Annotated in this window: 15 protein-coding genes; 5 read left to right on the top strand and 10 right to left on the bottom strand. The window is 66.3% G+C overall.

Annotation, left to right across the window (positions count from 1 at the left end; translation table 11 throughout):
• Positions 1 to 235: 235 nt before the first annotated feature.
• Positions 236 to 751: a hypothetical protein gene (locus VAE54_RS11290; protein WP_322802067.1), complete on the top strand. Its 516-nt coding sequence runs from the start codon at positions 236 to 238 to the stop codon at positions 749 to 751.
• A gap of 56 nt (positions 752 to 807) precedes the next feature.
• Here VAE54_RS11290 and VAE54_RS11285 read toward each other — a convergent pair whose 3' ends face one another.
• The 7 genes from VAE54_RS11285 to VAE54_RS11255 all read right to left on the bottom strand — a co-directional run bounded on the left by VAE54_RS11285 (position 808) and on the right by VAE54_RS11255 (position 8755).
• Positions 808 to 2784: a hypothetical protein gene (locus tag VAE54_RS11285; protein ID WP_322802066.1), complete on the bottom strand. Its 1977-nt coding sequence runs from the start codon at positions 2782 to 2784 to the stop codon at positions 808 to 810.
• Between the two features lie 19 nt (positions 2785 to 2803).
• The gene (locus VAE54_RS11280; RefSeq protein WP_322802065.1) at positions 2804 to 3622 is read right to left on the bottom strand and encodes a class I SAM-dependent methyltransferase; all 819 of its coding nucleotides are present in this window, start codon (positions 3620 to 3622) and stop codon (positions 2804 to 2806) included.
• The gene (locus VAE54_RS11275; RefSeq protein WP_322802064.1) at positions 3583 to 4050 is read right to left on the bottom strand and encodes a hypothetical protein; all 468 of its coding nucleotides are present in this window, start codon (positions 4048 to 4050) and stop codon (positions 3583 to 3585) included. Before VAE54_RS11275 ends, VAE54_RS11280 begins: the two co-directional genes overlap by 40 nt.
• 12 nt (positions 4051 to 4062) lie before the next feature.
• On the bottom strand, positions 4063 to 5307 hold the full coding sequence (locus VAE54_RS11270) for an AAA family ATPase (RefSeq protein WP_322802063.1): 1245 nt from the start codon (positions 5305 to 5307) through the stop codon (positions 4063 to 4065).
• 20 nt (positions 5308 to 5327) lie between these two features.
• On the bottom strand, positions 5328 to 6482 hold the full coding sequence (locus tag VAE54_RS11265) for a glycosyltransferase family 4 protein (protein WP_322802062.1): 1155 nt from the start codon (positions 6480 to 6482) through the stop codon (positions 5328 to 5330).
• A gap of 143 nt (positions 6483 to 6625) precedes the next feature.
• Positions 6626 to 7660, bottom strand: coding sequence for an SDR family NAD(P)-dependent oxidoreductase (locus VAE54_RS11260; protein WP_322802061.1), 1035 nt, complete (start codon positions 7658 to 7660; stop codon positions 6626 to 6628).
• Between the two features lie 102 nt (positions 7661 to 7762).
• A complete protein-coding gene (locus VAE54_RS11255; RefSeq protein WP_322802060.1) occupies positions 7763 to 8755 on the bottom strand; it encodes a lysylphosphatidylglycerol synthase transmembrane domain-containing protein in 993 nt (330 codons plus the stop codon).
• Positions 8756 to 9058: 303 nt separating this feature from the next.
• Here VAE54_RS11255 and VAE54_RS11250 point away from each other — a divergent pair, with 303 nt between their 5' ends.
• Positions 9059 to 9316 (top strand): hypothetical protein, encoded by a 258-nt coding sequence (locus VAE54_RS11250; protein ID WP_322802059.1) that lies wholly within the window; start codon positions 9059 to 9061, stop codon positions 9314 to 9316.
• A gap of 294 nt (positions 9317 to 9610) precedes the next feature.
• Here the strand turns inward: VAE54_RS11250 and VAE54_RS11245 are convergent, their stop codons facing one another.
• The 3 genes from VAE54_RS11245 to VAE54_RS11235 form a co-directional block, all read right to left on the bottom strand.
• Positions 9611 to 10483, bottom strand: a complete 873-nt coding sequence (locus VAE54_RS11245; protein WP_322802058.1) for a LysM peptidoglycan-binding domain-containing protein — start codon at positions 10481 to 10483, stop codon at positions 9611 to 9613.
• Positions 10484 to 10547: 64 nt separating this feature from the next.
• Entirely contained in the window at positions 10548 to 12743 is a 2196-nt protein-coding gene (locus tag VAE54_RS11240) for a sensor histidine kinase (RefSeq protein ID WP_322802057.1), read from the bottom strand.
• A 1-nt stretch (position 12744) separates the two neighbouring features.
• Positions 12745 to 14214 carry an O-antigen ligase family protein gene (locus VAE54_RS11235; RefSeq protein WP_322802056.1) on the bottom strand — a complete coding sequence of 490 codons (1470 nt, stop codon included), beginning with the start codon at positions 14212 to 14214 and terminating at the stop codon, positions 12745 to 12747.
• Between the two features lie 290 nt (positions 14215 to 14504).
• Here VAE54_RS11235 and VAE54_RS11230 point away from each other — a divergent pair, with 290 nt between their 5' ends.
• The 3 genes from VAE54_RS11230 to VAE54_RS11220 form a co-directional block, all read left to right on the top strand.
• Positions 14505 to 15314: an inositol monophosphatase family protein gene (locus VAE54_RS11230; protein WP_322802055.1), complete on the top strand. Its 810-nt coding sequence runs from the start codon at positions 14505 to 14507 to the stop codon at positions 15312 to 15314.
• Between the two features lie 348 nt (positions 15315 to 15662).
• Positions 15663 to 15884, top strand: coding sequence for a cold-shock protein (locus VAE54_RS11225; protein WP_088571520.1), 222 nt, complete (start codon positions 15663 to 15665; stop codon positions 15882 to 15884).
• Between the two features lie 78 nt (positions 15885 to 15962).
• Positions 15963 to 16182 (top strand): hypothetical protein (locus tag VAE54_RS11220; RefSeq protein ID WP_322802054.1); only part of this gene is annotated, 220 nt, incomplete at its 3' end.

The following is a 16182-nucleotide window of genomic DNA, read 5'->3' as shown; positions in this document are numbered from 1 at the left end:
TGCCTCAATCGAACCAGCGTGGGATTGAAACTGATATGGCCTTTGGGGGATTGAAACCGGGCATGGAGGGCCATCAAGTCCCTTTTCCCGCTCCGGGCGCCTTCTATCGGACCCCACGGGTGGGAGCGAAGGTCAGGACAGATGTCCCGGGGAAATCGGGACGCCGGCCTCTGCCGGGGGAAGGCCTTTTCGGTTACCGTGAGAAGCGGAAAGACCCTGGAACAGGAGGCCTGCGATGGATCGCCTGGCGCGCATCGGGTTGCTGCTGATCCAGATCGTCCTCGGCTACGAATGGCTCCGGGGCGGGCTGGAGAAGCTGGAGACCGGCGGCGGGTTCGTGCGGGGCCTGCCCCAGACCCTGGCCCGCTTCGCGGAGAAGAACCCGTATCCCTGGATGAGGGAGTTCCTTACCGGACCGGCCACGGCCAACGCCGCCCTCTTTGGAAACCTGGTCCAGTGGGGCGAGCTGCTCGCCGGCCTGGGCCTGATCGCCGGCGCCCTCTACCTGTTGTTCCTGGCCCACCGCCTGAACGGGGTGCTGCGACGCGTGGCCGGGATCCTGGTGGCGATCGCCCTGCTGGGCGGGATGACGATGAACGCTTTCTTCGGCCTGGCCGCGGGGCACACCAGCCCCTCCACTTCGGGGATCAACCTGGTGATGTTCTTCTCCCAGCTCATACTCCTGGGCTTCTGGATCGGCGTGATCCTCCAGCCGGTGGAGGAGCTCCGCCTGCACCGGCGACCGGCTTGAGGGGGAAGGATCGCTCACGGACACGGGCAGGGGCCGCAAGCTCCTGCCCGTGTTCTTTACGGAGAGCCCGGTGGCGCGTGGAATACGAGGATCCCCAGCCCCTCGCAGTGGGCTCGGGGTCGGAGCGCCCACCAGCCCTCCGGATACGCCGCTCGCAGTGCGGCCAGGGAGAAACGGTCTTTCGGATGCACCAGATACAGTTTGGGGCCGGGCAGGCGCCGATGGGCCTCCAGAACCCGGGGGAGATCCTCATACCAGATCGTGTAGGGCCAGTCGATGTCCCCCAGCCACATCCCGATCAGCCGCGAATCGAACCAGTAGGGATACGCTACATAAAAGGCGTTCGTCTCCGGCCCGCCCCCCGCATAGAAGCCCCGCAGGATCTCCGCCGCATCCGAGGCGTTCAGGGCGATGCGACAGTAGGTCGTCGCATATTCGCGGAAGATGCGATCCGCATCGATCCGAATCAGGGCGAGGGCCAGCAGGGCCGCCGTTCCCCACCGGAACCACCGCCCGCGGCGGGGGGAACCCCACTCCGCCGTCCATTGAGCGGGGACCAGCGCGGCCAGGGCGAGCACGGCCGGCAGGGCGCCTGCGGCCCGCACCGTGCTCGGGTTCTCCCGCGGGAAGGACAGGTTATAGGCGGAGGGGAGCAGCATGACCAGCCCTGCCGCCAGCACGGCCAGCGGGACCGGATCCCGATGGTGGAGCATCCACAGGAGCGCCGCCACCCCGCCCAGGGCCAGCAGGGCCCCCATCACCGGATCCAGCATCGGCCGCAGGGGGATGGTGGCCACATAGACTTCATCCCCGGTCCAGTGGAACATCAACAGCGCCCGGCGGAGGTTATCGGCCAGGATGAGGAGGGGATTCCCTTCAATGGGTTTCTCCCAGGTGGAGACCCGGGTCATCAGCCGGTAGAAGAAGATCTCGGGATAGTCCACGATGAAGCGCAGCATGGGAGCCAGCACCGGGAGGGCGGTTAGCATTCCGATCAGGAAATCCCATGCCTGCTGCCATCCTGCCTTCGTCTGCCAGCCGCGCCGCGCGAGCCACACGGCCAGGAAGGCGGCGGGCAGGGCAGCGAGCATCCCCCGAAAGGGCGAGTAGCCATACAGCCCCACCCCCAGGAAGAAGCCCATCCAGAGGAAATCCGTCCGCTTTCCGGAACGAAGCCCCCGGATCAGGAACGCCAGCGACCAGGCGGCGAAGGTGGGCAGGAAGGGATAGCGCAACCCCACCCGCGCCGGGATGACCGCCCATGAGGCCACCGCCCCCAGGAACATGGCCCAGAGCCCCCCGGGTCGCCCCCATAGGGCCGCGCCGAGGAGGTAAAGGGCGGGCAGGAGCAGGGCCCCGATGAAGGCCGTCCCGACCTGGAGGGTGAACTTGTGCAGCGGCATCCCGAAGAGCCGGATCGTCGCCGCCGCCAGATAGAACTGAAACGCCTCTCGCCCCGTGTTCCGGGGGAAGAAGATCCGGCATTCGCCGTTCAGGACATCCCGGACATCGAGGAGCTTCTCCGCGTGATCGCTGTTCCCATCGAGGGGGAGGTTCCAGAGATCCCAGTAGCGGAACCCGATCCCGAGGGCCAGGATCAGGAGGAGCGCCAGATGATGCCCGCGCAGGAGGAGTCCATCCCGCGGAAGGCGGGGGAGGGGAGCGTTCCACCACGCGAGAAACCATGCGATCACCGCCGCGATCCAGGCGATCACCCCGGCCGGGCGGAACCGGTTGCCTCCGGAGTCCAGGAACGCCAGGGCCATGCCTCCCAGGCTCAGGGCCAGCCAGAGGGGACGAACGCCCGGAGCGGCATGGGGCGCTTCCCGGAGAGGGCCTTCCTCATCCAGCCACTCGGGGGATCGGCGGAGGGCCCAGACGATCCCGAGCGTCGCCCAGGCATACAGGGCCAGCCCCAGCGGATCCGGAGCCTCCCGGGAGCTCTGGTCCAGCCGGAGCTGACCCAGAACGGCCAGGAGAAAGGCGACGATCCAGACGGCCGCTGAACCACCCTGGAGAAACCGGCGTTTCATCCCTCCGCTCCCGATGGGATCAGCGTTGCGCGATCATGAAAAAATAGGCGCCTTCCGGACCTGGGGGTTCTTCGTAAAAGGGTCGAAGGATCCGCTCCACGGGCTCCAGGCTCCAGCGCCATGGGGCCAGGATCCAGCGCCCGAAAAGCTTTTTGCAGAGCAGGGAAGGCAACCCATACAGATGACCCCATTCCAGCAGCGCGGTGGCTCCCCGGGAGAAATAGAACCACCATCGAAGCGGGCGAAGCCCGGCCTGCTCCAGGCGGGACGCCCAGATCTCCGGGGCATCGCAGTGATGATGCCGGGAGATGCGGTTGAAGAGCCGGCCGTAGCCTTCCGCCAGCCCTTGCAGCCGCAGCCGCCGCAGCAGGCGATACAGCGAAAGGAATTCCACGAAACGATGGCTGGGCGAGCAGAACAGGAAATAGCCTCCGGGGCGAAGGACCCGCGCCACCTCCCGCAGGACAGCCTCCACGGGAGGGATGTGTTCCAGCACCGAATTGCTGATCACCGTCCCGAAGGACCCCGGGGGGAACGGCAGATGCGCGCCATCGGCCTGGATCGCCCATCGGTAAACCCGACGGGCGGCGGCCTCCTTCAGGGGACCCCATTCAGGATCCAGGCCGACCCATGCCCGCCCGGGGAAGGCCACGGAGGCGAAGTGCCCATCCCCGCAACCCAGGTCCAGGATGGGCTCCGGCATCTCCAGGCCCTGGTAGAAGCGGGCTTCCACCGCCCGAAGCAACGCCCGAAAGGCGGGGACTTCTTTCAGGTGCAGCCAGAGGAAATCCGGAGCGCTCATCTGGACGGCGACCCGGAGAAATAGATAGCGATCCATTCCGGGAGCGATAGCGCCCGGACAGGAGCCTGCGTTTCCCGGATCCGGGAGAGGAGCCGCTCGTCTGTCGTGATCAGAACATCCGCCCCTGCCTCAAGATAGAGAGTGACCAGATAACGGTCCTCCTCCGGTATCCGATCCATCCAGGGCGCATTCGTTTTTAACGACTGGCGAGGTATCCGGCTTTTAGCCGGATCCCAGAGGAGCCGCTGGAGCAGCTTGCTGGCCAGTCGGATCCCTGGTTGATCGGTGTCGAAGAGACGGAAAGCCTTTTGTGCCCATGGCGTCCCCGGCTGCCATGCGCTTCGATCGCAGCGCCGTTCAATTTCCTCCAGTAATCGAACCGCCTGACGGATTGCGTCCGGGCCGGCCTCTCCCCTCAGGTGATGGAACAACCACTCATCGATCACCAGGCATTGCGAGCTCATTCGACATCCCGCCTATCCGGGAGTTCCCTCCGGCTCCTCCTCCAGGCCCAGGAATTCCCGCAAATCCTCCAGCTCCCCTTCTATAAAGCTTCGCATGCCCCCTTCGATCTGTCCTTCCTCCGTCACAGCCTGGCGCGTGAAGAGGGAGACGCCATCCTTTCGTTCCACGAAATAACACGCCAGATCCGCGGGCCGGAGCGTGCCCTGTGCCACCTGGGCCAGAAGGGCGATCAGGAACGCCTCGCTGTGGGTGGAGATCAGAAATTGCTTGTGATGTCGGGAAGCGATCTGCGACAGCGCACGGGCCAGCCGCCGGACGCTTGAAGGATGCAGGTGGATCTCCGGCTCCTCGATGAGGATCCATTCCGCGTCTCCGCTCAGGGCCTGGGCGAGCAAATAGATGAGCTGATTGATCCCGAAGCCTTCATTGACCAGCGACACCCCCAGCCCGGTCTCCCGATCCCCAGCGATTAATTCGAAGACCGCCGTCCCCAGCTGGGGTCGCACGCGAAAGTTCCGGTTTGCGATTTGTTCCAGATAGCGCTCCACCCGATACTCCAGATCTCGATCCTGAGCCAGGAGAGTGGCGATCTCTCCCTCCGTGAGGGGGAGAGGGGTGATCGGGACGGGCGTGTAAATGGGCTGGGAGAATCCCCGACGCAGGGGGACGAAGCGGATGCGCCGCAGGGCTTCTATGGGGGCGTTGAGGGCGCGGGCAATAGCTTGCGCCCTCTGGGCGCTTGTGGCATCCCTGGCCTTGACCTGGACAACGAATCCGTTCCAGGCCGCCTCGATCCCCGGATCGACCTCCGGGATCTCCACGCTCTGAGTCCCACTATATGGAAAGGTCACCTCCAGAGCGGCCAGGGTCTCCATAGCCTCCCGCGAGCCGATCAGAAGCTCCAGCCATCCCCGCTCCTCCTGAAGTCGAACTCGATATCCCAGGGCCTGAGGGCTCTTCCCCCGAATGAGCGCGTCCTCCGGCACGGAGACCATCACACCGATAGCGATCTCCCGCCCTGGAGTATGGCCGAAGACCACTTCGCGGAACCCGCCTAAAGAGACGAACCCGTAATTCCAGAAGGCGGAGGGGGGAGCATTGGGGGACATGGCGATATTCCGGAGCCCCAGCGGCGCGTAGAGGAGGGAGGATTTCCCGGCTCCGTTTGGCCCGTAAAGGATCGTGAGGGGAGCCAGCTCCAGATCGGCATGTTCGATCGAGCGAAAGTTTTCAACGATCAGCCGGTGGATCCTCATCTTCCCTCTCCTTTCTCCGTTCAGCCCCGGGATGCCCTCAGCTCCTCGAAGAGCGCTTCATAGGCCGCGGCGGTCCGCTCCGTATTATAGTGCTGCTCCACCCATTCCCGGGGCCGGCAGAAGGCCGGGCGGTTGGCCAGCACCTCGAGGATGGCCCGGGCCAGGGCTGCGCTGTCCCGCGGGGGCACCGTCCGCCCCATCCCGGTGGTGCGCGTCGGCACCCGAACGCCTGGCAGGTCGCTGGCCACCACCGGGGTCCCGCACAGCATGGCTTCCACCTGAACCAGGCCGAACGATTCCGTGGCGTTCAGGCTGGGGAGCACGACCACGTCGCAGCTGGCGTAAAAGGCCGCCATCTCCTCCGGCTCCAGCACCCCCACAAAGGTCCAGTGGTCCCGGTATCGCTCAAAGAGAGGGGCCAGTCGCCGGGCATAGGCCTCTTCCCCCAGGACGTTCTGGTAGGGTCCGGCGAAGAGGACCCGTGCGTTGGGATAGACCGAGAGGATCTGGGGGAGGGCCTCCAGGAGATATTCCACGCCTTTCTCGGCCGCCAGCCGGGCCGCCATCCCGATCACCACCTGGTTCTCCAGCCCCCAGCGGGCCCGGAAGGCGGCCACCCGCTCGGGTTGGGGGATCGGGATCTCCACCGGGGGCGGGATGACCCGAACTTTGTGCAAATAGCGGGAGAGATAAGGGGAATGCCGGGCGTAATCCTCGGTGTAGGTCACGATGACGTCGGCGAGACGGGCGGCCAGATGGTCCATCAGATGAACCATGACGTTGGCCAGGCGGTTGACCAGGCCGGGCGGGAGGGTGACATCGCAGTGGTAGGTGAGGACCACCGGCTTCCGGAAGAGGCGTCCGCGCAGGGCGATGCCCGCCGCATCGAACTGGGGGAGGTGGAGCCAGAGCACATCGGCCCATCGGGCCAGCCGGGTGGCCCACACCCCGATGGTGGGCATGATGACCCCCTTGCTGACCCGGAACCACACGGGCACCCGGCGGATCCGCACCCCATCCCGGATCTCCTCCAGAGGGAGGCGCCGGTCATACCGGGAGGTCAGGATCTGGACTTCGTGCCCGCGGGCGGCCAGCGCCCGGGCCGCTCGCTCGACATAGATGGTCAGACCGCTGATGTGGGGACGGTAATACGTCAATGCCACCAGGATTTTCATGGGCCCTGAAATCCGCCATGGGATTTCGAGACCGCCCGGATCATTGGCGCCGCGCTTCCCGTGGCCCGACGGCCATGGGCGGAAGATGCGCAGGAAAGCCCCAGGCCCTCGGGCGGACGGCGAAACCCCTCGCTCCCTTGCGGTCAATCGGGGGCAGGGAGCGGGATCCCCTCCCGCACCCATTCCGCGAGGCGCGTCAGGCCCTCCCGCACGCCGACCCGGGGTTGCCAGTCCAGATCGCGCATCGCCTTCCGGATATCACTGATATACACCTTCTGATCCCCAGGGCGCCAGGGGCCGAAGGCCGGAGGCTCCACCGGGCGGCCGAGGATCTCGGACAGCAGGGGGGCGAACTCATGCCAGATCGAAAGGGCGTTCGCTGGCCCTCCCCCGATGTTGTAAACCTGCCCGGCCGTCCGGTCGATCCGCTCCACCGCCGCCCGCATCGCGGCGATCAGGTCGGTCACGAACAGCAGATCCCGCACCTGCTTGCCATCGCCGTAGATCGTGATGGGGCGCCCGGCCATCGCGGAGATCACAAAGTGGGCGACCCACCCCTGGTCCTCCGTGCCGAACTGGCGGGGGCCGTAGATACAGGACATGCGGAACACGACGGTGGGAAGCCCGTAAATCCGGGCGTAGTCCCGCACGTATTGATCCGCGGCCCCCTTGGAACAGCCATACGGGGAATGGAAATCCAGGGGCTGGCGCTCGTCGATCCCGAAGGGCCGGTCGGCATACCGGTAGCGGGTGGCCTCCTCCACCACGGGCACATCTTCCATCGCGCCGTAGACCTTGTTGGTGGAGGTGTAGAGGATGATCGGGCGATGGCGGGCCTGGCGGGCCGCCTCCAGGACATTCAGGGTGCCGAGGGCGTTGATCTCGAAATCGGTGCGGGGATCGATGAGGGAAGTGGTGACCGCCACCTGGGCGGCCAGGTGGAAGATCACCTCGGCCTGCCGCACCACCTCGGCCACCGCCGGGAAATCCCGGATATCCCCGCGGACGAAGCGGATGCGCCCGCCATGGCGCGCCTGGAGCCAGGCCAGGTTCCGCTCCACGCCGGGGCGGGCCAGCAGGTCGAAGATCCATACCACCCAGCCCTCAGAGGCCAGGGCGTCCGCCAGGTTGGATCCGATGAAACCGGCGCCGCCGGTGATCAGCGCATGAGCAGGCATCGAAACCTCCTCCTTAGTGGAGCCAGCCGGGATCCTATCCGAAGGCATCGCCGAGGCTATTATATTGGGTTGGGAAAGGGTCCGCCGATGAGAGGCCACCCCCTACTGGGAGTGGGGCGCGTTTTCCCGGTGCAGGAAGCGAAGCCGGAGGCTTCCGGTCTCCATCCAGAGCCCCAGGGCCCCCAGCGCGGAGAGGTAGAAGTAGATCAGGGCATGGGAGACCACGGAGATGCTGAAGGCGGTCGCCTGGGGGATCCCAAAGCGACCCAGGACCCAAACGGTGATCCCCTGCACCACCCCGATGTATCCAGGTGTGGAGGGGACGAGCATCCCGAAGGTCAGGGCCGTCATCGTCCAGAGGGCGGGCAGCCAGTCTGGATCGGTGAGGAAAGCCCCCATGATCGCATAGAGCTGGGACCCGGCGGCCACCCATGCCACGAGGGACCATCCCAGAGCCTCCGCCAGGGCCCATGGGGTTCGCAGGACCTCCAGGCCGCTGAGGGCGGCCCGTGCTTCCTGGCGCAGGCGCTCCCGAAAACGTGCCGGGAAGGGTTGGGTCAGCCCCTCCGCCAGTCTCCATGCCCAGTTCGGACGGAACGCCCCGACCCAGAGCATGAGAAGCGCCCCCGCGGTCAAGCCCAACCCGGCCCCGCTCAGGATCCCGATCCCCAGGGCTTCCGGCCGGAGAGCCAGGGCCAGCCCCGTTAGCATCAACACGGCCACCAGGTCCAGGACATGCTCCACCACAATGGACATCGCCACCAGGCCTGGGGGGGTCTGGGGATAGCGGGCCAGCAGGAGGACCCGGGCCAGCTCTCCCATCCGGAAGGGAAGGAGATGGGTCACCAGATAGCCGACGTTGAGGATGTTCCACAGCCGGTAGAAGGGCACCCCCCGAGGGCGATTCAGGAGGAGCCGCCAGCGGGCGGCCCGGGCCGCCACGCTCAGGGTCAGGGCGAGAAGGGCTGGTAGCACCCAGCCGTAATTCCCGGCCTGTAGGGCGGCCCATAGGGTCGGAAGATCCAGGCCCCGGATCGCTCCGTAAAGCGCCAGGGCGCTGATCAGAAGCCCCAGAACCCATTGCCAGATCCGCAACGATCACCTCCCCGTTATGAGGCCGGACCGGGCATCCCTGTCCTCCGAATGGGCCTTCAGGGCCTGCCGGAGCGAGGCCAGGCGCCTTCGGCATCCCGCCTCTTTCCCTCAGGGAATCCTTGGCCCGATCCACCCGGCGATGGTTCGCCGCCATTATAGCAAATGCGCCCGGCATGCTCCCGGTTTCCCCACAACCAGGCCTCTCGCGACGAATTTAGTCTTGCCTAAATTTCACGCCCGCTCATACAATGAACGTGAAAACCGGTTGCCCACTTCTTATCCCTGAGAGGAAAGGAGCGAGCGATGATCGGCAAATGGATCTACTACCAGATGGAGGAAGGCGCGGTCGCGCCGGCCCCCGAGGCGCCTGTGGAGGAGGCGGCTCCGGCGCCGGCTCCAGCCCCGGCCAAGCCGGCCCGCAAGGCAACGGCGAAGAAGACCGTCAAGAAGGCGGCGGCCAAGAAGCCGACCAAGAAGGCCGCGGCGAAGAAGACCGCCAAGAAGGCGGCGGCCAAGAAGACCGCCAAGAAGACGACCGCCAAGAAGACCGCCCGGAAGTGAGCCGGGCCCCACGCTCCCCAGAACCCTCAGGATCCGGAGGCGCCCACGGCAACCGGCGCCTCCGGTTTTTTCCCCCGGAATGAGCCCACCGCCTTTTGGCCACCAAAGCCGCGATCCTGCCCCCGGAGCATGCGGGTTGCTTGCCTCAGGAGTTCAGCGGCTGACCTCTCCCAGGGGGCTTTCGGGCGCTTCCCCTGGATCAGGGGTGATGCCGCGTAGGGCAACTGCTTGCAGTTGCCCTATGCCTTCAGGTGTGGTTGTGGCCCCACTCGAAGGCCAGGTGCGGCTGTAGCATTAAGATGAGGAGGCGGCGGTCGGGCTCGGGGTCCCGGTAGGTGTCCCCGTGGCGGTGGGCGACGGCGATGGAGAAGGGGTCTCCGTCGGCGGGGCCGGAGGCGCCGGCGTAGGGGTCGGCGTCGCCGTGGGGGAGGGAGCTGGAGAAGACGGCGGCGGAGGGGGTGGAGGCGGTGGCGGCGGGGGCGGAGGCCGTGTGGCCGTCGGCGTCCCCAGCGGCGGCACATAGAGACGCTGACCGGCGGTCAGGGCCGGGCTGGTTAAGCAATTGGCCTGCATCAACAGGTAGAGGGGAACCTGGAAGCGCACGGCCAGCCGGTAGAGGGTCTCTCCCGGCTGCACGGTATACAGCACCCACTCCGACGGTGGGCCGCATGGGGTCAGGTTCGGAGTTGGGGTAGGCAGGCGCACCGGCAGATACACCCGCTGGCCGATGAACAGCGCGGGTCCACGTAAGCAGTTGGCCTCCAGAAACCGGGGCAAAGAGATCCCCGCCAGGGTCGCCAGCCGAAAGGCGGTATCCCCAGGCTGCACCCGATAGGGGATCCAATCCTCGGGCGGCCGGCAGGGCGTGCGGGTCGGGCTGGGCAACGGCGTGGCGGTCGGACCCGATGGGCTCGGCGTCGATAGAGCCACCGGCGGCAGCGTGGGGGAGGGAGGTGACGTTGGGCTTGTGGGGATGGGGGACGTTGCCGTGGGCTCCAGGGTGGCCTGCCGGGTGGGAAGGCCGGGGCTGCGCGCCCCTCCGAGAGGACGAGGCCGCATCTCCGCGGCGGCCGTCCAGAGGGCGCCGATCAGGATCCACCCCAGCAGCAGGAGCCCCAGGGCGCGCTCCAGGATGGTTTTCCACGAGGAAGCGGGTCCCGATCTCATCCTTCTCCTTCTTCAGCCCCGTGCATGGATGAAGGCTCCCCGTGGCCAGCTACCCAGAATCTGATCATCCATCGAAAAGAGGCAGGACGACGGTGAAGGTGCTTCCGATGCCGGGCTCGCTCTCCACCCAGATCCGGCCTCCGCTGGCCTCGACCAGGGCCCGTGCGATAGAGAGGCCAATGCTATCTCCAACGCCCGGGATCAGGGGGGTGGTGGCCCGGTAGCGGGGGATGAACACCCGAGCGACTTCTTCCAGAGGAATGCCTCCACCGGTGTCCCGCACGCGGAGGAAGAGCACTCCGGGGACCTCGGGGTTCAGGCGGGCCTGCAGGCCGATGGCCGTGCCAGGCTGGCTGCACAGGGCGGCGTTGTTCAGCAGATGATAGAGGACCTGCTGGGCCGCATCCCGATCCATCCGGACCGGCGGCAGGTCGTCCGGCCATTCTAAAGTTAGGCGCAGGCCCCGTTCCTGAAGCACCGGCTGGAGCTGCTGAAGCACCTGATCCCGGATTTCGGTCAGAGGGAGCGGCCCGGTCTCCAGCTGGAAGGTCCCGGCCTCCAGCGCAACGATCTGGAGGGTTTCCCGGATCAACCCGGCCATCCGTTCGATATTGGCTTTCATCCGGAGCAGGAACTGGCGCTGGGTGGCGCCCAGGATGCCCACCGCTTCCCCTAACAGGAGATCTGTGTAGCCCAGGAGGGCGGTCAGCGGGGTTCGGAGCTCCTGGAGGAGCGCCAGGATCAATTCCTCCCGCTGGCTTTCGGGGGCGGTTTCCGGGGCGGGGGACGAAGGGGGGATCGCCCCGGGGTTCGAAGCGGAGGCCCCCACCGGGAGCGAAGCCCGGGCTTCGATCAGATGGGCCAGCTCCTCCGCCCGCCGCCGCCATCGTTCCCGCTCCTCCTCCGCTTCCGCGGCCCGGGTCGCCCAGCGGTTGATCTCCCGCTGCAGCATCTGCCGCTCCTCCGCGTGCCGGGCTTCCAGGCGTTGCACCTGCTCTTCATGCTCCTGTTGCAGAGACCGCAGCGCCGCTTCCAGGGTCGCTTTCCGCTCCCGTTCCTGGAGCAGACTGATGGTTTGCGCCAGGAGCTCCGCCATCGGCCGGCTCACCCCCGGATCCCGGGAGAGCCCGTGCCTGTTCTCCGGCGGGTGGCCGATCAACCAGGCGCCGAGGAGCTGGTTCTGAACGACCAGCGGCTCGATTCGAAGGAAGCCGATGGTTCCCATGCCGAAGGCCTGCCAGAGCCGCTGGCCGGCTTCCCCCTGTTGATCCTCAGGGGTCAGGAAGCTGGGGTAACGCCGGAGGATCGCCTCCCCGATCTGAGGATATTCAGGCAGGGGAAGGGTGAGATCCGTCCCCGCCCGGGGCAGGCCTTCCCCCTCCCGCGCGATGATCAGAAGCCGATCGTTCTGCAAGAGCCCGACTGCCGTCCACCGGGCGCCCAGGAGCATCCGGGCTGCCCGCAGCGCCTCATGGAAGGGAGCTGGATCCCCCTGCGCCTGCAAGGCGTGGAGCAGCCCCCGGCTCCAGACGCGCCACATTTCCGCGGCCTCGCCGCTCTCCCCGGAAACCCGCTGCGCCGTCTGAAGGGCCAGGCGATAGGCGCCCGTCAGCCACAGGGGGAGGGCGGTCAGGGCCCCCAGGCGAGCCCAGGGGGCCAGATGGGTTCCGGCGATGGGCATGTGGAGTTGCAGAAGGGCGCCCAGGGCCAGCGCGAAGAACCCCAGGGCGCCGGAGCCCTGGAACACCGAGGGGGAACGGGAGAGGAGCCATCCCCCGATCCCCAGGGCCAGCCCCATCGTCCACAGCATCCACGCCCGATCGGAAGGGGTGGCGGCATAAAAGAATGTGGGGTCCTGCATGGAAAGGCTCATCCAGCCGGGGGCGATCCATCCATAGATGCCGAGGACGACGGCGGTATGAAGGGCGGGGAGCCAGAGCCCGGGCGCCTCCTCGATCATCGCCCATCCGATCCAGGTCCATGTGGCCAGGTCCACCGCGCGCTCCAGGGGGGGGAGCAGGGTTCCGGCGGGCAGCCACTGGCTTTCCGCGAAGGCGGCTCCGAACAGGACGAGGCGCCCGATCAGCCCCAGGCCGGCGGCCAGGACCAGGCGACGGGCCAGGCGGTTTCCTGGGGCGCGCCGGGCGGTCTCCAGGGCCATCAGCCCCAGGCCCTCCAGGGCCAGGCCCAGGATGAGATGGTAGAACAGCGAGGCGGGCCCCTCGGTCAGCAATCGGGCCAGCGTCTGCGTGAAGCTCATCCTAGCGTCCTTTCCGGGCGTGAGCAGAAGCGAGCCCGTGGGGTCGATCGGCGAATTGGGCGATCCGGGTCGCTGCCACTCCCAGGCCGACCAGCAGCCAGAACCACTGCACCATATGGTGGAAATCGAAATTCACAAAGTGGTGGTCGAAGACGCCGCTGACCAGGGCGGCCAGCACGGCCCCGTGAAGGCCCAGCCAGATGGGCTCCAGATCAGGGCGGTTCCGCACCGCGTGCCGCGCGTTCCAGGCGGTGGCGAAAAAGATCCCCATCACGAGGAGGAAGATCCCTAACCCGACGAGCCCCATCTGGACCGCGAGCAGCAGATAGATGCTGGCCACTTTCATGTAAAGATCCACATCCGGCACTCCGGTGAACCCGACTCCGAAGAGCGGATAACGGGAGATGAGGGTCAGGGCATCCCGGTATTCTCCGAATCGCATGCGGGTCGCCAGATCTTCCCCCCGGAGCCCGGCCAGGAGATGCTGGGTGTAGCCCTGCGTGGAGGGAAGCAGGAAGATCAGGATCAGGCTGGCCGCGATCAGGGGAAGCAACCGCCGATAGCGGAGCAGGCTGAGGAGGAGGACCGCCACCGCGGTCCCGATGAAGGCGCCGCGCGAGAACGTCAACAGCAGCGCCAGCCCCATCGTCCCCAGGAACAGGACCGTCAGCGCCCGAGGCCATGCTGGCCGGCGGGCGAAGATCTGGGGGAAGGTGAGGGCGATCAGGGTTCCCAGCGTGGCCCCCAGCAGGTTGGGGTCCACCGCTGTTCCGATGGCCCGCTCCGGCTGCTCCGGATCGTCCAGAATATAGCGGAGCACGGGACCGCCTTCCTGGTAATATCCCACCGGTTGAAGCCGCAGCAGCCATTCCTCCGCCCGGGCATCTGGCAGCACATAGAGAACAACCGCGATCAGGGCGGTCAGAAACCCAAGGCCGATGATCCATCGGATCAGACGTGCGAGCCGGATCTCGTCCCGGACGAGGGTGACCACCCAGAAGAACGAGAGGATGGCCAGCAGGAATTCGGCGAACCGCCGGGCCACGGTCTGGGTGAGGGGAGCGTGGGCCAATCCGGCGATGAAGGTGGCCAGCGTGGTGCCCAGGAAGGCCAGCACGGGGAAACCCAGCGCCGTCCCCTGGGGCGCCCCGATACGTCCGGCGGCCCACCATGCCAGCCCGCTCAGCAGCCATCCCAGAACGGCCAGATCCAGCAGGGTCGGCGTGAAGCCCAGTCGGACCGGGAGCGTCCCAAAGGGGAGCAGGAAGATTACGGCCAGCACCAGGAAGAAGGCGATATCGATAGAGCTCACGACCAGCACGATGAGGATGGCGCCCAGCAACCCCGCGAGGGCCAGAACCGGGCCGGCCATGGCGATCCCCCAGCCCAGCCCCCAGGCGGCGGCCAGGCCCAGGATCAGCACCACCCATCTCTGAGCCGGGATCGAGCGAACGTCGAACCATTCGTTCATGGCGAATTCTTCCAGAGAGGATCGGGGCAAACCCAGGTGCCATCGGATCCCCTGGAGGGGGGTGGCGGGTTCGCTCAAAGTCCAGGCAGATGGCCACTCATGCAGGGCTTATGCGGTTGAGGGTCGATCGACGGAAGTCCTCGCCTTCCCCTGGGGGCCGGTTCGGCCCGACCCCCAAAGCCCCACAAGAAGACCCGCCGCGCAATCTCTAACCCGAATTATAATCCGATGAGGCTTCTGACTGGATAGGGGCAAGCTTTCCGAAGTCTTTCGTAACGGAGGAATAGCGGATGACGGCTTTCACCTCGGTGTTAGATCAGGCGTATCGGGTTGCTGTGGAGGCTGCCCTGGAGGCCGGGCGGATCCTCCGCTGGCATTTCCAGCGCGGCCTGGAAATCCGGTATAAGGGCGAGATCGATCTGGTCACCGAAGCCGATCTGGCCTCCGAACAGGCGGTGCTCGCTCGCATCCAGAGCGCCTTTCCGGATCATCGGGTGCTGGCGGAGGAGAGCGGGGGGACCGATCGCGACTCGCCTTGGCTCTGGGTGGTGGATCCCCTGGATGGCACCACGAATTTCGCCCATGGGTTCCCGGTTTTCGCTGTCTCCATCGCCGTGCTCCATGAAGGGCAGCGAGAGCTGGCGGTGGTGTATGACGTGATGCGCGACGAGCTCTTTGCCGCGCGGCGCGGCGAAGGGGCCTTTCTGAACGGACGGCCGATCCGGGTGACCCGAACACCGCGGCTGGAGGCAGCGTTGCTGGTGACCGGGTTTCCATATGATCGTCAGGAATCGCCTCTGGATAACACCCGTGAGTTCATCGCGTTGTTAAAACGTTGCCATGGGGTTCTGCGCGTGGGGTCCGCAGCGCTGGACCTGGCGTCCGTTGCCGCGGGACGCCTGGATGGATACTGGGAGTTCCAGTTAAGCCCCTGGGATCTGGCGGCGGGGGCTTTGCTGGTGGAGGAGGCCGGTGGGCGCGTTACCACCCCCCTGGGGGATCCACTGCCGCCGCTGGGCACCGAGATCGTGGCCACCAATGGCCTGATCCATACGGAGCTTCTGGAGGTTCTGGCCAGGTGTCGGGCGGCCATCGTGTAGGATTCTCCTCAGCAGTCCTGGAGGAGATCGTCCATCCCCCTGAGAGGGGCATCTCGCCACCTGGATGGGGTCCGAACGAGGCAGGCCCTGAGCCCGTGGAAAAGCCCCGACGGTCAGGGCGCCCACTTGACAAAATCGACATTTCGGTTATGATAATTTCCGGAACGAGTAACCGGAGCGTGAGGGGGATGTTCTGAAAGTTTGGCCGTCGGGTCAACGCAGGACTCGCCCGACGGCTTTTTTGTTTCAGGCCTGGGCGTCCCCTTCGTCCGGTGGGATCGTTCCATCCAGGGGGAATGGAAGTCCGCCCCTTGCGGGCTTCAAAATCCTTTGTGAGGAGTTGCAGCAATGGCTGGTCAGCGTGTCAAGGGCACCGTCCGCTGGTTCAACCGGACGAAGGGGTATGGCTTCATCCGGCCGGACGAAGGGGACCGAGACGTTTTCGTCCACTACACGGCCATCGTCGGCCAGGGGTTCCGCAACCTCGAGGAAGGCGAGCGGGTGGAGTTCACGATCCGCGAAACGCCCAAGGGTCTCCAGGCCGAGCAAGTCGTCCGCCTGTCCGAATAACCACGGTGTCCGCTCTCCCGTGTCAGGCAGAGGGAGCCTCCTGATGGAGGCTCCCTCTGTTTTTGGGGGATGGATAACATGGTCTATCTCAAACCGGATTCGGGCGCCGCGCAGCGCGTGGTCCTCGCTCAGCATAAGGGGAGCCGCTCGCTTCGCCGGCAACGGGATGGGGCTTTCCTCGAGATGCGTTATACTGAGGAGCAGCAGGATCGTAATGTGGTCCCTATACCCCTGTGGCTGATCCGTCGAAGGCGACTCCATGTCCGAAATCAAGGCGCGGTTCCTGACATCTCTTCTG

The sequence above is a fragment of the Thermoflexus sp. genome (assembly GCF_034432235.1).
GTDB lineage: Bacteria > Chloroflexota > Anaerolineae > Thermoflexales > Thermoflexaceae > Thermoflexus.
This window is presented reverse-complemented; position numbering and strand designations above follow the sequence as displayed.